Here is a 19,351-nt window from a genome sequence, read left to right on the forward strand (position 1 = left end):
GGGTGGGGCCGCCGAACGATCCGGCGGGTGTCCTCGTGCGACAAGGAGATGCTCGGCTGTGGATGACACCTCAAAGGTATTCAAGCAACCGGCGCAGATAAGCCTGCATGCGCCAGTTGTCACGCCTCGGGACCGGGCCGCCATCAAAGCCCAGCGCCCTCGCTGCATCTGGCTGACCGGGCTTTCGGGCGCGGGAAAGTCGACCTTGGCCAATGCCCTGGAAGTGCAGCTCAACCGGCAGGGCTTGCACACCTCGTTGCTGGACGGTGACAACTTGCGCCAGGGGCTGTGCCGGGGGCTGGGCATGGACGCCGAGTCCCGCAAGGAAAATATCCGGCGCATCGCCGAGGTGGCGCGCCTGATGGTCGATGCGGGGCTGATCGTGATCGTCGCCGCGATCTCGCCGTTTCGCGCAGACCGCGACGCGGCCCGGCAGTTATTCCCTCAAGGCGGCTTCCTGGAAGTCTACGTGAGCACACCGTTCGAGGTCTGTGCAGAGCGCGACCCCAAGGGGCTGTACCGCGAAGCCCGCGCCGGGCGGATCAAGCACTTCACCGGGCTCGACAGCCCTTACGAAGCGCCGCTCGAACCGGACTGCGCAATCAATACCGCCGAGGTGGAGCTGGCCCAGGCCTGCGAGCGGCTGTTGGCATTGCTGCAGGGCTGATCGAGCACGCATACCGCTATCGCATTGCAGCCACGGATAAGCCTTCGTCCAACCCTGTGCTAATATCGCGCCCCTGTTCATTTTGTATGTGGGATGCTCCATGAAGTTGTCCATGCCGCGATTCGATCAAGCCCCTGTTCTGGTGGTCGGCGATGTCATGCTCGACCGCTATTGGCATGGCGGTACCTCACGGATTTCCCCTGAGGCCCCGGTTCCGGTGGTCAAGGTCGAGCACATCGAGGATCGTCCCGGCGGTGCCGCCAACGTTGCCCTGAACATCGCCGCTCTCGGCGCCCCGGCGTCCCTGGTAGGCGTGACCGGTGACGACGAGGCCGCCGACAGCTTGTCCAACAGTCTCAAGGGCGCGGGCGTGAGGGCAATCTTCCAGCGCATCGCGCACCAGCCGACCATCGTCAAGCTGCGGGTCATGAGCCGTCACCAGCAACTGTTGCGGATCGACTTCGAAGAGCCTTTCGCCACCGATCCCCTGGCCCTCGGTGCGGATGTCGACAACTTGCTTGAAGGCATCAAGGTGCTGGTATTGTCGGATTACGGCAAAGGCGCCTTGAAGAACCACCAGGCGTTGATCCAGGCGGCCCGTGCCCGCAATATTCCGGTCCTGGCGGACCCCAAGGGCAAGGATTTTTCCATCTACCGTGGCGCCAGCCTGATCACCCCGAACCTCAGTGAATTCGAAACCATCGTCGGCGGTTGCGCCGATGAGCACGAGCTGGTGAGCAAGGGCGCGCAACTGATGCAAGAGCTCGACCTGGGTGCACTGCTGGTCACCCGTGGCGAGCACGGCATGACGTTGCTGCGTCCCGATCATCCTGCCTTGCACCTGCCGGCCCGTGCCCGCGAAGTGTTCGACGTAACCGGCGCCGGCGACACCGTGATTTCGACCCTGGCCGCCGCCATCGCTGCCGGCGAGGAACTGCCCCACGCGGTCGCCCTGGCGAATCTGGCGGCGGGCATCGTGGTCGGCAAGCTGGGTACGGCGGCCATCAGCGCCCCCGAACTGCGTCGCGCCATCCAGCGCGAGGAAGGTTCCGAGCGCGGCGTGCTGGGCCTGGAGCAGCTATTGCTGGCGGTTGACGACGCCCGTGCCCACAACGAGAAAATCGTGTTTACCAATGGCTGCTTCGACATCCTGCATGCTGGCCATGTGACCTATCTGGAACAGGCCCGGGCCCAGGGCGATCGTTTGATCGTCGCGGTCAACGACGACGCCTCGGTGAGCCGTCTCAAGGGCCCGGGCCGTCCGATCAACAGCGTGGACCGGCGCATGGCCGTCCTGGCCGGCCTTGGCGCGGTGGATTGGGTGATCAGCTTCAGCGAAGGCACGCCGGAAAACCTGCTGCGCCAGGTCAGGCCCGATGTACTGGTCAAGGGCGGCGACTACGGGATCGATCAAGTCGTGGGGGCGGATATTGTCACGGCCTACGGTGGCACGGTGAAAGTGCTGGGCCTGGTGGAAAACAGCTCGACCACTGCCATTGTCGAGAAGATTCGCAGTCGTTGAGTTAAATCAGGCTTCACTTCGCAGGTGCGAGACAAGCGCCTCCCGCGCAGGACGACGGATCCGTCCATCGCTTCTACCCTATTCGTTTCGTGGTCGACTAGTTTATGAAAGTCATGCTCCTGGTGATGGATGAACAGCGTGTAATCCTTGACCGCCTCTACGAGGTGGCGCGGGATAATTGCGATGACTGTGTCATCTACCGCTTGAGTAAACAGCAACAAATGAACCTCGGCCCGTTCCTGGCATCGGTCAATTACCAGGACTTCGATCGCGTGGTGATTTTCTCGCGGGTCAAGCGCCTGGTTCGGCAACTGAACGTATTGAAGTGCATCCCGGGCCTGATTTTCCTGGAGCATGACGCGTATCAGAACTACATGCGCGAAAGTAAGTACATAGGCGTCTACTCGCGCTTGTATCGTCGCTTGCCCAGTTCTCGGGCATTGGTATCGGGGGCGGTGGTCGCTCGCCGGATGCAGGCCGAGGGCATCGATGCGGTGTTCGTTTCCAAGGGATATGACGAGCAGATGCTGCATAACACCGGCGCTGTTCGGGACATCCCCGTCGGCTTCCTGGGAAGCCTCAAGAGTACCGAATACGCCTTGCGCAAAGCACTGCTCGAGTCCTTGGCGCGGCGTACCGGCATGCTGGTGACGCGCACCGAGTCGGGGCGCGAATACCTGGAAACCCTCAATCGCATCAAGATCTTCGTCAGCGCCGACCTCGGCATGGGCGAGTTCATGATCAAGAATTTCGAGGCCATGGCCTGCGGATGTGTGCTGCTGGCCTGGAGCCAGGGCGAAGAGGACAAGTTGCTGGGTTTCGAGGACATGGAAAACGTGGTTTTCTACCACGACGAGGACGAAGCGGTGCAGAAGCTGGAGCTGCTGCAACGTGAGCCGGAACTGGCGGCGCGGATCGCCAGCAATGGCCAGGCCTTCGCCGAGAGCCGGTATTCGTTCGCTCGTGTCGGGCGGGACCTGGCCGCTGAAATCCAGCGCCAGATGCGCCCCTGGCAGCCGCCCTCGGCGCTCATCCGCTGGTGGGTCAAGCTTCGCTATGGCATGCAGGTGCCGGGGTAGACGACATGGACGAGCGAGTGGCGCAATCAGGCGAAATGGCCCTGGATCGGCTGCCTGGCGGCGATCAATCGGTAGTGGACGCCATCCCGCAGGCCTTGAAGGATTGCCTGGGCAAGGCTTCGCGGGTGTTGCTGGTGGCGAACAATCCGGCCATTACGGCGGCGGATTTCCAGGCGCTGGATATCGGTCGGGATGATGTGGTGGTGACGTTCAACACCTGCGTGAAGTCGGCGCTGCTCAACGGGCAGAGCGTCAACGTATTCGTGCACGGCTTCAACGCACCGGATGGATATTTCTTCGGCCTGCCGTACAAGCCCGAGGTGCAGCGACTGTTCGAACAGCCTGAGGCGCGCTGCTTCACGATGCTGGTGGGATGCACGGCGCCCATGTCACCGCTGCCGGGCGTCACCCTGTATCGCGAACGCATTCCGCTGCCTGCGTTGTGGAATTACCCGGTCGACCGGCCTGGCGGCAAGCGCTATGTCGGCCCTTCGACGGGCTTCAACGCGCTGGTGGTCTTCGACTGGTTGCGCGGCCACGCGGGCTATTCCTATCGGCTGATGACCCTGGGTTTCTCCAACGAAGCGGGAAAGCTATGGGGCGGACACGCCTGGGATTATGAGCGGCAATGGTTGCTGGAGGCCGACGTGACGGTGGTGCCATTACAACCCAGCCGTTGGTGGCAGCGCTGGTTTCGTCGGCGCTGAGCCAAGTGGCCGCGGGCGCATCGACTGGCGGAGCGTCGCAGGTCTTTTCTTTTCTACAGGGGCAGCACGCGTGTTGAAAGTTGCGGTGGCATTCTTCGGTATCCCGAGAAACTCGGAAATCTGCTTTCCTTCCATCCAGGAAAACGTTCTGGCGCAGATTCCTGCAGGCAGCGACGTACGGTGTTTCTATCACCTGTACAAGATCGACGGGATCAACAACCCGCGCTCCGGCGAGCAAGGCGAGCTGAAAGCCGACAACTATGCGCCGTTCAGCACCATGACCGGCCAGCTCGATTCCACCGAGGGGATTCTGGAGCGCTGGGATTTCGAGCGGGTCAAGGCACTGGGCGATACCTGGGCGGACGGGCACGCGTCGCTGCGAAACCTGATCTACCAGCTCAACTCCCTGTACACCGTCACGGCGATGATGGAGCCGTTCGATCCGGACTTCGTCGTGTTCGTCCGCCCCGACAACTGCTACCACACCGCACTGCCGACGTATGTGTTCGCGCACCCCGATGCCCGTCGGATGAATGCCTACATTCCGGACTGGCAATGGTGGGGCGGCTTGAATGACCGGTTCGCGATCTGCGGACGTGATGCCTACCGGGCTTATGGCCGGCGGATCGAACGCATTTTCGACTTCTGCCAGGCCACCGGCAGGAAGCTGCACTCCGAGCGGCTGCTCAAATACGCCTTGCAGCAGGCGCGTGTCAGGGTCTGTACCCTGCCGACCACCGCCTCGCGGGTGCGAATCAACGGCGAGTTTGCCGAGGAATCGTTCTCGCCCAAGCGTGGCATGGGCAAGCGCGAAAACCGTTACTTCCACTTATTTGCCCGCTGGCGCACCTATCTGGATAAGCGTCGCTCTGCCTGAACCTATTTTTGCAGCGTCCCACGGACCATGCGCATCAGGCCCAGGGCTTTTTTGCGCAGCCGGGTCAGGCCCTGGCGACGGGACGGCGGTATCTCCAGGCCCTGCTGTACCATCCAGTCCTTCCAACGGATACGTTCATCGCGTACCACCCAGCCATCCTGGCTGGCGAAGCTTTCGGCAAGATGCAGGCCGCGGGTGCTGGCCGGGATCAGTTGATCGCGCTTGACGGTATACAACTCGCCCGTCGGCTTGGCGTCCTTGAGCGGCATCAGGTAGAGGTCCGGGCGCTTGCGATCCAGGCGCGCCACCAACTGATCGCCCTCCAGGCGCTCATCCACATGAAACAGGCTCAGTGACTTGGCTTCCTTGGGCACGTCCAGGCGCAAGTCATAGATCAACTGCAGCGATGCCGTCGGCAGATGCACGTAGGCCCGTGGTCGCTCGATCAATTGCAGGTTGCCCGTGCGCACCGGGCGGGCCGAACCCGACAACGGCGTGAGGCGAAACGGCAGGGCTTCGCGATAGTGCAGGGCAGCGGCGTACGGGGCCGGCAGCCAGGTGTCGTTGAAGCGTCCGCCGAGCCAGCCTTCAGGAGTTTCCAGCAGGCATTCCTCGGCGATCTCACTGATGGCGGTGAGCAGCGGCAGGTTCAGCTCATGGGCCGGAACGTAGCCGGAAATCAACTTGAGCACCACGTCGCCGCGATCCTGGCGCCGCTGGCGCACCAGCACCCAATAGTCGCGGTTCTGCCAATGCAGGGTCAGTCGCACCGACACGCCCAGGTTCGCCAGCTCAAGGGAAAAGCGCTCGGCATCGGCCACCGTGACCGGGCGCCGACGCTGCAGGGTCTGGGAAAAATTCAGCGGCATCCCGACACTCTGGTAGGTCAGCCCTTCGGGGGTCGCTTCGACGAACAGGGGCAGGGTCTTGAAGTTGCTGGGGTTCTTTCTGATGAGCGTACGCGGCATGTCGACTCCTTCTTCATGCCGCGTCGGGCGGCGTCAGTTGTCACGCAGGACCTTGGCTACGGTCGCGACGTTATGGGCGAGGTGCAGCGGATTGATGGTGCCGACAATAGCACTGGCGACGCCGGGATGTTCAAACAACAGTTCGAAGCTGGCGCGCACCGGGTCTACTCCCGGGCTCAGGCAGACATGACCGCTGGCGAGGGCTTTCTTCACCAGGATTGCTTTGCCGTGCCCGGCTGCGTAGTCAATGACAGCCTTCTCGTTTCGTTCGTTCAGATTGTAGGTGACCATTGCGCAATCGCCTTGCTCAAGCGCTTTCAGGCCACCGTCGACGGTCTTGCCGGAAAAACCGAAGCCGCCGATCTTGCCCTCGCGTTTGAGCGCCGCGAGGGTCGGGTAGACCTCGCTGTCGTTGAGGATCGCCAGGTCGCTGCCGTCGGAATGCACCAGCACCAGGTCGATGCAGTCGGTTTCCAGGCGCTTGAGGCTGCGCTCCACCGAGAATCGGGTATGGGCGGCGCTGAAGTCATGGCGCGACTGGCCGTCGCTGAACTCTTCGCCGACCTTGCTGACGATCACCCAGTCCTGGCGTTGGCCGCGCAACAACGGGCCGAGGCGTTCTTCGCTCAGGCCGTAGGCCGGTGCCGTGTCGATCAGGTTGATGCCCAAGTCGCGTGCCAGCTTGAGCAGCATGCGCGCTTCGTCGTCATCGGGAATCCGAAAACCGTTGGGGTATTTGACGCCTTGGTCGCGGCCGAGCTTGACGGTGCCCAGGCCGAGGGGAGAGACCTGCGGGCCATTCAGGCCCAGGGGGCGATAGAATTCGTGCAGGGTCGGCTGGCTCATGGCAGCAGTTGCTCCCAGGGCGTCATGCCCATCGGCGGCTTCGGCAGCCCGGGCAACGGCGCCGGATGGCTTGGTTGGATGCCATCGCGTTGCAGCGCGTTGATCACCCGGTCGGCGAAATCCGGGGCCAGGGCCAGTTTGGTCGGCCAGCCCACCAGCAGGCGGTCCTGTTCGGCGAGGAAGGCGTTGTCCGGGCGGGTCAGGCCCGACTGCAAGGGTTCGGCGCGATCAACCCGCAGGGTGGCCCATCGTGCGGTGCTGAGGTCGATCCACGGCAGCAACTGACTGAGTTCTTTTTGCGCGGCGGCGATCTGCGCGGCCGGCTCGCGAGCCACGGCGTCGCCTTCGGCGAGGTCGCCACCCAGGTACCAGACCCACTGACCATCGGCGGCCGGATGGGTGGTCACGGTGACCCGCGGCTTGGGGCCGCCGCCCAGGCAATGGGCATACAGCGGCTTGAGGCTCGGGCCCTTGACCAGGACCATGTGCAGCGGCCGACGCTGCATGGCCGGCTGGTCCAGGCCCAGGGCCTTGAGCAGCTCGGCGGTGCCGCCGCCGGCACTGAGGACGATGCGTTGGGCGCGGATCTCGCGCTCATCCACCTTCAGGCCCACCAGTTCTCCGTTTTCATGCAGCGGTTCGATGTGCTGCCCGGCCAGCAGGCTGTCGCCGGCCAGTTCCGCCAGGCGGGCGATCAGGCTGGGGACGTCCACCACCAGCTCGGCGAGGCGATAGACCTTGCCCTTGAAGCGTTTGTCTTGCAGGGCCGGTGGCAGTTGTTCGCCCTTGACCTGATCGACCCGCCCGCGCACGGCCTTGCTGGCGAAGAAGCTGGTGAGATTGCCCGCCAAGGTGCCCGGGGACCAGAGGTAATGGGCATCGGACAGCATGCGCACGCCGGACAGGTCCAGCTCACCGTCGCCCTTCAAGGCTTCGCGCCAGCGCCGGGGCATGTCGGCAATCGCTTCCGAGGCGCCGGTCAGGGCGCCGTGCAAGGCATATTTGGCGCCACCGTGGATGATGCCCTGGGATTTGACGCTCTGCCCGCCGCCGAGGCTGGCGCTTTCCACCAGCACGGTCGAAAAACCCTGGCGACGCAGGCGTGCATTGAGCCAGAGGCCGGCGACTCCGGCGCCGACAATCAGAACGTCGGTGGAAATAACGGATGGCATGCAGCGACCTCAGGGGGAATGAAGCTGCAAGTTTCAAGCTTCAAGCTTCAAGTTACAAGCGAGAGGGTAGCCTTGCTTGCAGCTTGCAGCTTGCAGCTTGCAGCTTCAATGCCCGGCGGTCTTCGAGAAGAGCTGGATGACCACGACCCCCAACACAATCAACGCCATCCCCAGCATGGCCGGCATGTCCAGTTTCTGCCCGTAGATGAACAGCGCGGCCACGCTGACCATGACGATGCCCATCCCGGCCCAGACTGCATACGCCACACCCACCGGAACAGTACGCACCACCAGAGTCAGCATCCAGAACGCAATGCCGTAGCCCGCGATGACCAGCATCAGGGGCAGGGGTGTGCTCAGGCCCTTCACCGCTTTCATCGAAACGGTGGCGATCACTTCGGCGCAGATGGCGATGGCCAGGTAGTAGTAAGCGTTCATGAGCAGTTCCTCTTTCCAGGTTGCGTCTTTCGATGCGGCGATTCTAGAGCTTGGACAGATGCGGTAAAGTCATTACCTATCTGTATTCGAGATAGGGTGCGTTATGAACGTTCACTGGAATCTGGAGCAACTGCGGTTGTTTGTCGGCGTCGCTGAAAAGCGCTCGTTTTCTGCGGTTGCTCGTGACCAGCGCAAGGCGCAATCGGCGATCAGCAGCGCGATAGCCCTGCTGGAAACCGACCTGGGCGTCAGCCTGTTCGAGCGCAGCAGCGGGCGTCAGCCGCAACTTACCGAGGCCGGTGCGGCGTTGCTGGAACAGGCGCGGGAAGTGTTGCGCCAGTGCGAACGCCTCAATGGTCGGGCCCAGGCCTTGATGCGCGGCCAGGAAGCGCGGCTGCGCCTGGCACAGGACGAGGCGATGCCGTACCAGCCGGTGATCGACAGCCTGGCGGCCTTGGCCGAGCAGTTCCCTACCCTCGAAGTGCAACTGGCGAGCGCCGCCCAGGGCGATGTGGCGCGCAAACTGGTGGAGAGCCGCGCCGACCTGGGGCTGCTGTTCTACCACGAGCAGATTCCAGGGGAACTGGAGCGTCGGGTGCTGGGCAGCGTCGAGATGGTGACCGTGTGTGGCCGCGGGCATCCCATGGCCGATCTGGACTACGTGACCTGCCTGGAAATGGCCCGGCACCGGCAGTTGCTGATGGCGACCCAATCCAGCGTCTACCCGGGTAGCGAGCAGGCCAGCCCGCAGGTCTGGCGCGCCGACAGTTTCTACGTCCTGGCCGAATGGTTGAGGAGCGGCCTGGGCTGGGCCTGGCTGCCGCGCCACGTGGTGCAATACCCGGCGTACCTGGGCGACATGGTCGAACTCAACAGCGAATGGACCCCGCCGGCGCTGGTGGTGGAGCTGGTGTGGCGGCGCGACGAGCCCATGGGCCCGGCGGCGCGCTGGTTGGCGGAACGTTTTGCCGTGCAGTTGCAGGCGATCGGTTGAAAAACCGATAAACTCCGCCGCCATGAACAGAACTCTCTATAGCGCGTTGTTTTATCTGGGGCTGCCACTGGTAGCGATTCGGCTGTGGTTGCGCTCGCGCAAGGCGCCGGCGTATGCCCGGCGTATCGGCGAGCGTTTCTCCTGGGGCTTGCCGGCCATGGTGCCGGGCGGCATCTGGGTCCATGCGGTATCGGTGGGTGAGAGCATTGCAGCCGCGCCGATGATCCGCGCCTTGCTGCAACGTTATCCACAGCTGCCGATCACCGTGACCTGCATGACGCCCACCGGTTCCGAGCGGATCCTCGCGTTATTCGCCAACGAGCCACGTATCCAGCATTGCTACCTGCCTTACGACTTGCCCTGCGCGGCCAAACGTTTTCTCGACCGGGTCCGACCATCCCTCGCGGTGATCATGGAAACCGAGTTGTGGCCGAACCACATTCACCAGTGCGCCCGGCGCGGCATTCCGGTGGCGTTGGCGAACGCCCGGTTGTCGGAGCGTTCGGCCCGCGGTTACGCACGCTTTCCCAAATTGACCCGGCCAATGCTCGCCGAGATGAGCCTGTTCGCTGTCCAGACCGAAGCCGAGGCCGAGCGTTTTCGTCAGTTGGGCGCCCGGGCCGAAACCGTCGAGGTCACGGGCTCGATCAAGTTCGATCTGACCATCGACCCGCAACTGCTCGAAAGCGCCAGTGCCTTGCGCCGCCAATGGCAAGCCACCGAGCGCCCGGTGTGGATCGCCGCGAGCACCCATGAGGGCGAGGACGAAGTGGTGCTGGCCGCCCACCGGCAGTTGCTCGACAGCTACCCCGATGCGTTGTTGATCCTGGTGCCGCGCCATCCGGAGCGGTTCGACTCGGTCCATCAACTGTGCCAGAGCCGAGGCTTCGCCACGGTCCGGCGCTCCAGCGCCCAGCCGGTCGGCACGCAGACCTCGGTGCTGCTGGGCGACACCATGGGCGAGTTGCTGTTTCTCTATGCGCTGGCCGACAGCGCGTTCGTCGGTGGCAGCCTGGTGCCCAATGGCGGGCACAATCTGCTGGAGCCGGCGGCGCTGGCCAAGCCGGTGTTGAGTGGCCCGCACCTGTTCAACTTCCTTGAAATCGCCGCGCAATTGCGCAGCGCCGCAGCGTTGCAGGAAGTCGAAGACGCCGAAAGCCTGGCTCTGGCCGTACAACGCCTGTTCGAACTGCCCCGCGATGCCCAGCGCATGGCCGAGGCGGGGCTTGCGGTGATGCGCCGTAACCAGGGGGCATTGCAGCGGTTGTTGAATGGGTTGGGGCGGTTGATCGGCTGAATGTACCCACATCTGCCGAGAACGCTGTTGTAGCGAGGGAGCTTGCTTGTGGCGAGGGAGCTTGCTCCCGCTGGGCCGCGGGGCGGTCCTCGCTCTTGGTGGGCGCTTCGCACCCAAGCGGGAGCAAGCTCCCTCGCCACAACTGCGCTTTGCCTTTAGGGCACGGGATTTACTGCGCCGGCCGCGAGCGCAACTGCTCCGCCGCTGCCTGCGCCAGGTCCGGCGGCAGGAAGTCCTTGTCCGGGTTGTAGTCGGGCTTGAGGTAGCGCGACAGGTCCTGCAAGTCGGCCGGGCTCAGGGTGCCGGCGGCCTGCTTGAGGCGCAGGTTGTCGAGGATGTAGTCGTAGCGGGCATTGTTGTAGTTGCGCACCGAGGTGTACAGCTGGCGCTGGGCATCCAGCACATCGACGATGTTGCGCGTGCCTACCTGGTAACCGATCTCCGTGGCCTCCACTGCGCTCTGGTTGGAAATGATCGACTGGCGCCGGGCCTGGACCTGCTCCACATCGGTGTTCACCGCACGGTGCAGGTTGCGGGTGTTTTCCACCACCTGCCGGCGCAGGCCTTCGCGCTGCTGTTCGGTCTGGGTCAGTTGCGAGTAGGACTCGCGGACCTGGGAACTGGTCAGCCCGCCGCTGTAGATCGGGATATTCAATTGCAGAGCCAGGGTGCGCTGCTCGACGTCGCCGCCATAAGGCCGGCCAATGGTGTTCGGATTACTGAACCCCAGGGCGTCGTTGTCACCTTTCTCATACTTGGCCACGGCGTCCAGGGTCGGCGCGTGGCCGGCCTTGCGCTGGCGCAGGGTGTCTTCGGCGGCATCGACCGCGTAGTTGCTGGCCAGCAGGTTGAGGTTCTGCCTGGCAGCGGTGTCGACCCAGGCCTTGGCGTCGTTCGGGGTCGGCGGCAGGATCGGCAGGGTGTGGACGATGCCCTGGATCGAGTTGTACTGGCGGTTGGTCAGGGTGATCAACGCTTCAAAGGCGTCTTCGACCTGGCGCTGGGCGAGGATCCGGTTGGCCCGGGCGGTGTCATAGCTGGCCTGGGATTGCAGCACGTCGGTCTTGTCCGACAGGCCCACGTCGAAGCGTTCGTTGGACTGGTCGAGCTGGCGCTTGAACGCCGCTTCTTCAGCCTTGGTCGAGGCCAGGTTGTCTTGGCTGCGCAGCACGTTGAAATAACTTTCGGCGCTTTGCAGGATCATGTTCTGCTCGGTGGCCGACAGTTGCAGCGAGGCCTGTTCATTCACCGACTTGGCAGCCTGGAACTGGAACCAGCGATCGGCACGAAACAGCGGCTGGGACAGCGTCGCCTGGTACGAACGGGCGCTGCGGGTCGCAATGGCGGCCGGCTGGTCGATATCAGTGCGCACGTTGGCGACTTCGGCGCCGCCGGACAAATTGGGCAGCAAGCCGGCGCGGGCCTGGGGCACCACCTCCTTCCGGGCGCCGTACTGGGCGCGGGCGGCGGCGAGGTCGGCGTTGTTGTCCACCGCCTCTTGATACACGCTTACCAGATCGGTCTTGGTGGTGAGGGGCGCTTCGGCCGCCCAGGCCAGTCCATTGGACGCACAAGACACGGCGAGGGCCAGTGAGAGTTTGCGCAGCATGAGGCGATCCCTATTTCACGGATGAGTGCGCACAAGAGGCGCGGCGTAGCGAGTGTAGTTGCGCGCAGGCACGGCAACAATCCTGTATATGCGCCATTCATCACGCCTTTTGCTACGGCGATGGCGTTCTCTGGTGGTTGTGTCTAGACTGGCCAGGTTCTTGTCGGGGTGCCTTGCTATGAGGCTGAGATCGAATAATTTCGGATCCCGTTGAACCTGATCAGGTTAGCGCCTGCGTAGGGAACAAGATTTCTCGTCACCCGGCGAGTCCTCTTGTGCTTCGTCCGGGATGTCGTTCGATCATCGAACCGTCTTGCATCAAGCACAGCATCCACACAACCGTGATGGGATGTGTCCATTCGTTACAGGTTCGCTCCGACAAAAATCCACTGCCTGGATGTGTGTCTGGAGAGCCCGTGATGACGACAAAATCAAAAAACGCGATCAACCTCAGTGATTCGGCCCAGGTCGATCAGCAATCGGTTCAGCCTTTTACTCGCTCGCAAAAAATCTACGTCCAGGGCAGCCGCCCGGATATCCGCGTGCCCATGCGCGAGATCAGCCTCGACGTGACCCCGACCGACTTCGGCGGCGAGATCAACGCGCCGGTAATGGTCTACGACACCTCGGGCCCCTACACCGACCCGAATGTGATCATCGACGTGCGCAAAGGCCTGGCTGACGTCCGCTCGCCGTGGATCGAAGCCCGTGGCGACACCGAACGCCTGGCCGGCCTGAGCTCCAACTTCGGCCAGCAGCGTCTGGCCGACCCCGAGCTCACCCAGCTGCGTTTTGCCCACGTGAACAATCCGCGTCGGGCCAAGCCCGGCGCCAACGTCAGCCAGATGCACTACGCACGCAAGGGCATCATCACCGCCGAGATGGAATACGTCGCCATCCGCGAAAACATGAAGCTGGAAGTGGCCCGCGCCGCCGGTCTGCTTGACCAGCAACACGCCGGCCACAGCTTCGGCGCCAGCATCCCGAAGGTCATCACACCGGAATTCGTCCGCGACGAAATTGCCCGTGGTCGCGCGATCATCCCGGCCAACATCAACCACACCGAACTGGAACCGATGATCATCGGCCGCAACTTCCTGGTGAAGATCAACGGCAACATCGGCAACAGCGCCCTGGGCTCGTCCATCGAAGAAGAGGTGGCGAAACTGACCTGGGGCATCCGCTGGGGCTCGGACACGGTCATGGACCTGTCCACCGGCAAGCACATCCACGAAACCCGCGAGTGGATCATCCGCAACTCGCCGGTGCCGATCGGCACCGTGCCGATCTACCAGGCCCTGGAAAAAGTCGGCGGCGTGGCCGAGGACCTGACCTGGGAGCTGTTCCGCGACACGCTGATCGAACAGGCCGAGCAGGGCGTCGACTACTTCACCATTCACGCCGGCGTGCTGCTGCGCTATGTACCGATGACCGCCAAGCGCGTCACCGGCATCGTCAGCCGTGGCGGCTCGATCATGGCCAAGTGGTGCCTGGCGCACCACAAGGAAAACTTCCTCTACACCCATTTCGAAGACATCTGCGAAATCATGAAGGCCTACGACGTCAGCTTCTCGCTGGGCGATGGCCTGCGTCCGGGCTCGATTGCCGATGCCAACGACGAAGCGCAGTTCGGCGAGCTGGAAACCCTCGGCGAGTTGACCAAGATCGCCTGGAAGCACGACGTGCAATGCATGATCGAAGGCCCGGGCCACGTGCCGATGCAGCTGATCAAGGAGAACATGGACAAGCAGCTCGAATGCTGCGACGAGGCTCCGTTCTATACCCTCGGCCCGCTGACCACCGACATCGCGCCGGGCTACGACCACATCACCTCCGGCATTGGTGCGGCGATGATCGGCTGGTTCGGCTGCGCCATGCTCTGCTACGTGACTCCCAAGGAACACCTGGGCCTGCCGAACAAGGATGACGTGAAGACCGGGATCATCACCTACAAGATCGCGGCTCACGCAGCAGATTTGGCGAAAGGTCACCCAGGCGCGCAGATCCGCGACAACGCCTTGAGCAAGGCACGCTTCGAGTTCCGCTGGGAAGACCAGTTCAACCTCGGCCTGGACCCGGACACCGCCCGTTCGTACCACGACGAAACCCTGCCGAAGGACTCGGCCAAGGTCGCGCACTTCTGCTCGATGTGCGGGCCGAAGTTCTGCTCGATGAAGATCACCCAGGAAGTCCGTGAGTACGCGGCCAACCAGCGCATCGAAGCGGTGGATGTGGACGTCGCCCAAGGGATGGCGGAACAGGCTGAGCGGTTCAAGCAGGAAGGTAGTCAGCTTTACAAGAAAGTGTGATCCGGGCGGTGTTCACAAGAGCACCGCTAACCCCTGTGGGGAGGGAGCCTGCTCCCGCTCGGCTGCGAAGCAGCCGCAAGACCGGCACCGCGATTCCGAATGGCAGGACGCGGTGTCTGAATTGGGTCTGCTGCGCAGACCAGCGGGAGCAAGCTCCCTCGCCACGAGGACGATCATCGACCCAAAACCATAATCTCCTTTGAGATCTCTCTGTGAACATCCAACCCAGCACCTACGCCCCCGGCATCGCCGTCCCCTTGGACAAGCGCGTATTCGGCGCCCGTGATCTCTTCTCCCTGTGGTTCTCCCTCGGCATCGGCCTGATGGTCTTGCAGGTCGGTGCCCTGCTCGCACCGGGCCTGGGCCTCAGCGGTTCGTTGCTGGCGATTGTCCTCGGCACGCTGGTGGGGGTTCTGCTGCTGGCGGCCGTCGGCGTGATCGGCAGCGACACCGGCCTATCGGCGATGGCCGCCCTCAAGCTCAGCCTCGGCAGCCAGGGCGCGAGCGTACCGGCGATATTGAACCTGTTGCAGCTGATCGGCTGGGGCTCGTTCGAAATTATCGTCATGCGCGACGCTGCCAGCCTGCTCGGCGCCCGGGCTTTCAGCGAGGGCAGCCTGGGCTCGAACCCGCTGCTGTGGACGTTATTCTTCGGCGCGCTGGCGACTCTGCTGGCGGTGAGCGGGCCGTTGACCTTCGTGCGCAAGGTACTGCGCAAATGGGGCATCTGGCTGCTGCTGGCGGCGTGCATCTGGCTGACCTGGAACCTGTTCGCCAAGGCCGATCTGGCGGCGCTGTGGGCCCAGGCGGGTGACGGCTCGATGCCGCTGGCGGTGGGGTTCGATATCGCCGTTGCCATGCCGCTGTCCTGGCTGCCGCTGATCGCCGACTACTCGCGCTTCGGCCAGCGCGCCAGGAACGTGTTCGGTGGCACCGCGCTGGGCTTCTTCATCGGTAACGTCTGGCTGATGAGCCTGGGCGTCGCCTACACCCTGGCGTTCGCCCCGAGCGGGGAAGTGAATGCGTTGCTGCTGGCCCTGGCCGGCGCCGGGCTGGGCATCCCGTTGCTGCTGATTCTGCTGGATGAGTCGGAAAACGCCTTCGCCGACATTCACTCGGCGGCGGTGTCCAGCGGCATGCTCTCGGGGCTGAAGGTCGAACACTTGGCGTTGGCGATTGGCCTGATCTGCACCTTGATCGCCTGCTTCGCGCCGTTGGCCCAGTACCAGAATTTCCTGTTGTTGATCGGCTCGGTGTTTGCGCCGCTGTTCGGCGTGGTGTTGGTGGACCACTTTATCTTACGCAAACGCAGCAGCCAGGTGGCATCGGCCGCGTTGCGCTGGCCGGCACTGTTGGCCTGGCTGGGTGGGGTGAGCACTTATCACGTGCTCGCCAATGTCTATCCAGACATCGGCGCGACCCTGCCGTCACTCATGCTGGCAGGGCTGCTGCAACTGCTGCTGGGCCGGGCGTTCAGCTACGGCCGGGGAACAGCTCGGGCTTGAGGATACCGTTGAGGCGCGGGTAGGCGATCTTCAGTTCGATGTGGCCCAGTGCGTAGGGGGCGATGGTGCTGGTTTCGTACTTGAGGATCACCCCGCCGTAGGTCAGCGCGATGTGCGGGGTTTTCTGGAAGTGCCACTGTTTCAGGAAGTCGGGTTCCTGATCCAGTTTGGTGCTGATCAACCAGCTGTTATGGGCCACTTGCGCGGCTTTCCAGAACGCTTCTTCCTGGCCGGGCAGCAGCATGTCCGACAGCGTCAGCACCTTGTGCTGCTGGCGCGAATAGTTGATGAAGCCACGGCCAGGCGTGCCGTGGGCGCCGCCGGTGTCCAGGTAGCTGGACAGCTCGATGATCACCAGGCCGTCATGCTGCTCGCGTACCTTGGCTTGCAAGTAGCTGCTGTTACGCGGCCCGGCGCTGCGCAAAAATTGCTCGCGGTAGGCCGCCAGCGTCGGCGCCGCCGGGGCGTCCGGGCTGGTGCGGGTCATTTGCAGCAGGCGTTTTTCGATGATGCTGTCCAGGGCCGGCTCGGCGGGAAAGTGCAGGGTGTCGATATTCACCAGCGGGCAATCGGCGCTGGCACAACCGGGCTGCAATTGCTCCGAGGCGTCGCGGGTGGTTTCCAGCGGTGCGCGGTAGTTGGGTTGGAACAGACTCTGGCAAGCCCCCAGGGTCAAGGCAATGGCGGCCACTGAGGCGGTTTTGAAAAGCGACATGGGCGTCCTTCATGGAACAGGGAAAGGCAAAAAGTTACCCGCTTCGACTGTCGGCAGGGCAATCAGTTCGCCACTAAGCTAATTAGAGTTCTTTCATCTTCTGCCGTCTATCCCGATGAGTGGAAAGGGGCTGCATCAAACACAACGGGCGCGTTAGGATGGCGCGAAGCCGAGGTAGGAACCTCGTCCCGAGCCATTGCACACGAGGATAGTCATGACCGATTTCGCCAGCGCCGCGCCGACCACCGTGGACATCGTCAAGCGTGAAACCTGCTTCAAGGGTTTCTACAAGCTCGACCGCCTCGTGCTGCGCCACGAGTTGTTTGCCGGAGGCATGAGCCGCGAGATCAACCGTGAACTGTTCGTGCGCCATGACGCGGTGTGTGTGTTGCCTTACGACCCGCAGCGCGACGAAGTGGTACTGATCGAACAGTTTCGCGTCGGCGCAATCGGCAAGACGACCAACCCTTGGCTGGTGGAACTGGTGGCCGGCCTGATCGACAAGGACGAGCAACCGGAAGAAGTTGCTCATCGCGAGGCGCAGGAGGAAGCTGGGCTGGCATTCGCTGCATTGTGGCCGATGACCAAATATTTTCCATCGCCGGGCGGCAGCAACGAATTCGTGCATTTGTACCTGGGGCGTTGCGACAGCACTGACGCGGGCGGCCTGCATGGGTTGGTGGAAGAAGCCGAAGACATTCGCGTGAAGGTCTGGGCTTACGAAGACGCCCTGCAAGCGGTGCGCGACGGGCGTATCTGCAACGCGGCCAGCATCATTGCCTTGCAATGGCTGGCCTTGAACCGCGAAGAAGTGAGGGGGCTATGGTCTTAAACAAGCTACGCGATCGTTATCGCGTCGATCTGGTGGGATTGCAGGCCGCCTGTGAGGCCAACTACGCCCGCCTGATGCGCTTGTTGCCGGACATGCGCAGCGAGCCGGCACCGCGACGCATCGCCGTGACTCACGGCGATCAGATGCTCGGCGTGCTGGCGCTCGAAGTGCTGCAAACCTGTCCCTACACCACCACCTTGCAAGTGCGCCAGGAACACAGCCTGCCGTGGCTGCCGGTGCCGCAACTGGAGGTCCAGGTCTATCACGACGCGCGCATGGCCGAAGTGGTCAGCGCCGAACATGCACGACGCTTTCGCGGCATCTATCCTTATCCCAATGCCTCGATGCACCAGCCGGATGAAAAGGCCCAGTTGAATCTGTTTCTGGGTGAATGGTTGAGTCATTGCCTGGCGCTGGGCCACGAGTTCGAAGTCGTTCGCTAGCGGGTGTCCTGTTGTGTCTGTGAACCGGTTCCGGTTCGCGGGTTTCCCCTTTCGACTATCCCCAGCATAATTGCGGCTTCATCCAACGGCGTGAGCGCCTGGGAGTGAGCGATTTGCCGAGCGTATCCACCTTGACCAGCGCCGATGCGGCGTTGCTGGTCCAACTCTCCGACAGCCACCTGTACGCCGAGGCCGATGCCTCGTTGCTGGGCATGAACACCCGCGACAGCCTGCGTGCCGTGATCGACCTGGTGCTCAAGCGGCAGCCGGACATTGATCTGTTGCTTGCCACGGGCGACTTGTCCCAGGACGGCACGCTGCAATCCTACGAGGCTTTCCGGCAGATGAGCGGGCGAATCGACGCGCCGGCGCGCTGGATTCCCGGTAATCATGACGAGCCGCAGGTCATGCTGGAGGCGGCGGTGAAGAGCACGCTGCTCGATCCGGTGGTGGATATCGGCAATTGGCGGATCACGCTGCTGGACTCTGCGGTGCCGGGTTCGGTGCCGGGGTTTCTGGCTGAGGAACAGCTCATTCTGCTGGTCAATGCCTTGAGCGAAGCGCCACAGCGGCATCATCTGGTGTGCCTGCATCATCATCCGGTGTCGATTGGTTGTGCGTGGATGGAGCCGATCGGCTTGCGAAATCCTGAAGCGCTGTTTGCGGTGCTGGATCGGTTTCCCCAGGTGCGGGCGGTGTTGTGGGGGCATGTGCATCAGGAGGTGGATCAGGAGCGCAATGGGGTGCGGTTGTTGGCTTCGCCTTCGACGTGCATTCAGTTCGAGCCGGGGAGTGAGGATTTTGCGGTGGGGGAGCAGGCGCCGGGGTATCGGTGGTTGCGGCTTTGGCCGGATGGGCGGTTGGAGACGGGGGTTGAGCGGGTGGTTGGGTTTGCGTTTTCTGTTGATTACGAATCTGATGGGTATTGATCCACTTGCCTATTGATCAACCCGTGGGAGCAAAGCTTGTTCGCGATGGCGGCGTCATAGTCGACCTGGATTTCCGGGTACATATCCATTTCTGCGGTAACGGCCGCTTAGGGTTCCGCCCTGACGGCGGGTCACTTTTGGATAAGGCGCCAAAAGTAACCAAAAGCGCCTCGCCCCACCACTGGGCACCTCGCTTACGCTCGGTGTTCCCTCACTCCGGCATTGCTCCGTGGGCCCGCCGCGAAGGGTCATCCATGACCCAGCGCGGCTAACCCGGCATCCATGCCGGGTTGCCCACTACACAATGCCTGCGTTCGGCCCTTGTGGTTGATGGGGCGCCCAGATCAAAAGCCAAAGCAAAGCAAAAGCAAGGCGGCCTAACGGCCGACCTGTCTCTCGGTCGTAACCCAATCAAATTGTGGGAGCGGGCTTGCTCGCGAAG

The 19,351-nt window shown here is 63.0% G+C and carries 18 protein-coding genes and 1 riboswitch; of the genes, 12 read left to right on the top strand and 6 right to left on the bottom strand.

The genetic code is table 11. From position 1 onward, the window contains the following. Window positions 1–97: 97 nt before the first annotated feature. The 5 genes from cysC to ACLEJQ_RS18030 all read left to right on the top strand — a co-directional run bounded on the left by cysC (window position 98) and on the right by ACLEJQ_RS18030 (window position 4,852). Window positions 98–667 carry an adenylyl-sulfate kinase gene (cysC, locus tag ACLEJQ_RS18010; protein WP_440797089.1) on the top strand — a complete coding sequence of 190 codons (570 nt, stop codon included), beginning with the start codon at window positions 98–100 and terminating at the stop codon, window positions 665–667. 100 nt (window positions 668–767) lie between these two features. Continuing rightward, window positions 768–2,189, top strand: a complete 1,422-nt coding sequence (gene hldE / locus ACLEJQ_RS18015) for a bifunctional D-glycero-beta-D-manno-heptose-7-phosphate kinase/D-glycero-beta-D-manno-heptose 1-phosphate adenylyltransferase HldE (RefSeq protein WP_440797044.1) — start codon at window positions 768–770, stop codon at window positions 2,187–2,189. A 104-nt stretch (window positions 2,190–2,293) separates the two neighbouring features. Beyond that, on the top strand, window positions 2,294–3,268 hold the full coding sequence (locus ACLEJQ_RS18020; protein ID WP_440797046.1) for a glycosyltransferase family protein: 975 nt from the start codon (window positions 2,294–2,296) through the stop codon (window positions 3,266–3,268). Window positions 3,269–3,273: 5 nt separating this feature from the next. Beyond that, window positions 3,274–3,975 (top strand): hypothetical protein, encoded by a 702-nt coding sequence (locus tag ACLEJQ_RS18025; RefSeq protein WP_440797048.1) that lies wholly within the window; start codon window positions 3,274–3,276, stop codon window positions 3,973–3,975. 70 nt (window positions 3,976–4,045) lie between these two features. Next, a complete protein-coding gene (locus tag ACLEJQ_RS18030) occupies window positions 4,046–4,852 on the top strand; it encodes a hypothetical protein (RefSeq protein ID WP_440797050.1) in 807 nt (268 codons plus the stop codon). A 2-nt stretch (window positions 4,853–4,854) separates the two neighbouring features. Here the strand turns inward: ACLEJQ_RS18030 and ACLEJQ_RS18035 are convergent, their stop codons facing one another. The 4 genes from ACLEJQ_RS18035 to ACLEJQ_RS18050 form a co-directional block, all read right to left on the bottom strand. After that, complete coding sequence (locus tag ACLEJQ_RS18035) at window positions 4,855–5,820, bottom strand: metal ABC transporter ATPase (RefSeq protein WP_440797052.1); 966 nt, start codon at window positions 5,818–5,820, stop codon at window positions 4,855–4,857. A gap of 33 nt (window positions 5,821–5,853) precedes the next feature. Further along, window positions 5,854–6,666, bottom strand: a complete 813-nt coding sequence (locus tag ACLEJQ_RS18040) for an aldo/keto reductase (protein WP_440797054.1) — start codon at window positions 6,664–6,666, stop codon at window positions 5,854–5,856. Then, window positions 6,663–7,838, bottom strand: a complete 1,176-nt coding sequence (locus ACLEJQ_RS18045) for an NAD(P)/FAD-dependent oxidoreductase (RefSeq protein WP_440797056.1) — start codon at window positions 7,836–7,838, stop codon at window positions 6,663–6,665. Before ACLEJQ_RS18045 ends, ACLEJQ_RS18040 begins: the two co-directional genes overlap by 4 nt. A gap of 105 nt (window positions 7,839–7,943) precedes the next feature. Further along, a complete protein-coding gene (locus ACLEJQ_RS18050; protein WP_440797058.1) occupies window positions 7,944–8,276 on the bottom strand; it encodes a DMT family transporter in 333 nt (110 codons plus the stop codon). Window positions 8,277–8,379: 103 nt separating this feature from the next. On the opposite strand from ACLEJQ_RS18050, the gene ACLEJQ_RS18055 reads away from it, so the two are divergent. After that, window positions 8,380–9,270 carry a LysR family transcriptional regulator gene (locus ACLEJQ_RS18055; RefSeq protein WP_440797059.1) on the top strand — a complete coding sequence of 297 codons (891 nt, stop codon included), beginning with the start codon at window positions 8,380–8,382 and terminating at the stop codon, window positions 9,268–9,270. A 22-nt stretch (window positions 9,271–9,292) separates the two neighbouring features. Further along, entirely contained in the window at window positions 9,293–10,567 is a 1,275-nt protein-coding gene (gene waaA / locus ACLEJQ_RS18060; RefSeq protein WP_440797061.1) for a lipid IV(A) 3-deoxy-D-manno-octulosonic acid transferase, read from the top strand. 169 nt (window positions 10,568–10,736) lie between these two features. Here waaA and ACLEJQ_RS18065 read toward each other — a convergent pair whose 3' ends face one another. Then, window positions 10,737–12,176, bottom strand: coding sequence for a TolC family outer membrane protein (locus ACLEJQ_RS18065; protein ID WP_440797063.1), 1,440 nt, complete (start codon window positions 12,174–12,176; stop codon window positions 10,737–10,739). 154 nt (window positions 12,177–12,330) lie between these two features. Then, window positions 12,331–12,436, top strand: a riboswitch (TPP riboswitch). Window positions 12,437–12,595: 159 nt separating this feature from the next. On the opposite strand from ACLEJQ_RS18065, the gene thiC reads away from it, so the two are divergent. Continuing rightward, window positions 12,596–14,485, top strand: coding sequence for a phosphomethylpyrimidine synthase ThiC (thiC, locus tag ACLEJQ_RS18070; RefSeq protein WP_440797065.1), 1,890 nt, complete (start codon window positions 12,596–12,598; stop codon window positions 14,483–14,485). Window positions 14,486–14,697: 212 nt separating this feature from the next. Beyond that, window positions 14,698–15,990 carry a putative hydroxymethylpyrimidine transporter CytX gene (cytX, locus tag ACLEJQ_RS18075; RefSeq protein ID WP_440797067.1) on the top strand — a complete coding sequence of 431 codons (1,293 nt, stop codon included), beginning with the start codon at window positions 14,698–14,700 and terminating at the stop codon, window positions 15,988–15,990. Here the strand turns inward: cytX and ACLEJQ_RS18080 are convergent. After that, window positions 15,959–16,705 carry a DUF3298 domain-containing protein gene (locus tag ACLEJQ_RS18080; protein ID WP_440797069.1) on the bottom strand — a complete coding sequence of 249 codons (747 nt, stop codon included), beginning with the start codon at window positions 16,703–16,705 and terminating at the stop codon, window positions 15,959–15,961. The genes cytX and ACLEJQ_RS18080 overlap by 32 nt on opposite strands. A gap of 214 nt (window positions 16,706–16,919) precedes the next feature. On the opposite strand from ACLEJQ_RS18080, the gene ACLEJQ_RS18085 reads away from it, so the two are divergent. From ACLEJQ_RS18085 to cpdA, 3 genes are all read left to right on the top strand, one after another. Then, on the top strand, window positions 16,920–17,537 hold the full coding sequence (locus ACLEJQ_RS18085; RefSeq protein ID WP_440797070.1) for an NUDIX domain-containing protein: 618 nt from the start codon (window positions 16,920–16,922) through the stop codon (window positions 17,535–17,537). After that, entirely contained in the window at window positions 17,528–17,980 is a 453-nt protein-coding gene (locus ACLEJQ_RS18090; RefSeq protein ID WP_440797072.1) for a DUF1249 domain-containing protein, read from the top strand. The genes ACLEJQ_RS18085 and ACLEJQ_RS18090 overlap by 10 nt, the downstream gene beginning before the upstream one ends. 113 nt (window positions 17,981–18,093) lie before the next feature. Further along, on the top strand, window positions 18,094–18,909 hold the full coding sequence (gene cpdA / locus ACLEJQ_RS18095) for a 3',5'-cyclic-AMP phosphodiesterase (protein WP_440797091.1): 816 nt from the start codon (window positions 18,094–18,096) through the stop codon (window positions 18,907–18,909). Window positions 18,910–19,351 lie beyond the last annotated feature (442 nt).

Origin of the sequence: Pseudomonas sp. SMV71 (assembly GCF_052042015.1) — a bacterium.
Lineage (GTDB): Bacteria > Pseudomonadota > Gammaproteobacteria > Pseudomonadales > Pseudomonadaceae > Aquipseudomonas.

Bases quoted from the DNA above. Each gene is read 5' to 3' on its own strand.
- ACLEJQ_RS18085 (WP_440797070.1), top strand. From the start codon at position 16,920: ATGACCGATTTCGCCAGCGCCGCGCCGACCACCGTGGACATCGTCAAG.
- ACLEJQ_RS18090 (WP_440797072.1), top strand. From the start codon at position 17,528: ATGGTCTTAAACAAGCTACGCGATCGTTATCGCGTCGATCTGGTGGGA.
- ACLEJQ_RS18020 (WP_440797046.1), top strand. From the start codon at position 2,294: ATGAAAGTCATGCTCCTGGTGATGGATGAACAGCGTGTAATCCTTGAC.
- waaA (WP_440797061.1), top strand. From the start codon at position 9,293: ATGAACAGAACTCTCTATAGCGCGTTGTTTTATCTGGGGCTGCCACTG.
- ACLEJQ_RS18055 (WP_440797059.1), top strand. From the start codon at position 8,380: ATGAACGTTCACTGGAATCTGGAGCAACTGCGGTTGTTTGTCGGCGTC.
- ACLEJQ_RS18080 (WP_440797069.1), bottom strand. From the start codon at position 16,705: ATGTCGCTTTTCAAAACCGCCTCAGTGGCCGCCATTGCCTTGACCCTG.
- ACLEJQ_RS18050 (WP_440797058.1), bottom strand. From the start codon at position 8,276: ATGAACGCTTACTACTACCTGGCCATCGCCATCTGCGCCGAAGTGATC.
- ACLEJQ_RS18025 (WP_440797048.1), top strand. From the start codon at position 3,274: ATGGACGAGCGAGTGGCGCAATCAGGCGAAATGGCCCTGGATCGGCTG.
- ACLEJQ_RS18045 (WP_440797056.1), bottom strand. From the start codon at position 7,838: ATGCCATCCGTTATTTCCACCGACGTTCTGATTGTCGGCGCCGGAGTC.
- thiC (WP_440797065.1), top strand. From the start codon at position 12,596: ATGACGACAAAATCAAAAAACGCGATCAACCTCAGTGATTCGGCCCAG.
- ACLEJQ_RS18035 (WP_440797052.1), bottom strand. From the start codon at position 5,820: ATGCCGCGTACGCTCATCAGAAAGAACCCCAGCAACTTCAAGACCCTG.
- hldE (WP_440797044.1), top strand. From the start codon at position 768: ATGAAGTTGTCCATGCCGCGATTCGATCAAGCCCCTGTTCTGGTGGTC.
- ACLEJQ_RS18040 (WP_440797054.1), bottom strand. From the start codon at position 6,666: ATGAGCCAGCCGACCCTGCACGAATTCTATCGCCCCCTGGGCCTGAAT.
- ACLEJQ_RS18065 (WP_440797063.1), bottom strand. From the start codon at position 12,176: ATGCTGCGCAAACTCTCACTGGCCCTCGCCGTGTCTTGTGCGTCCAAT.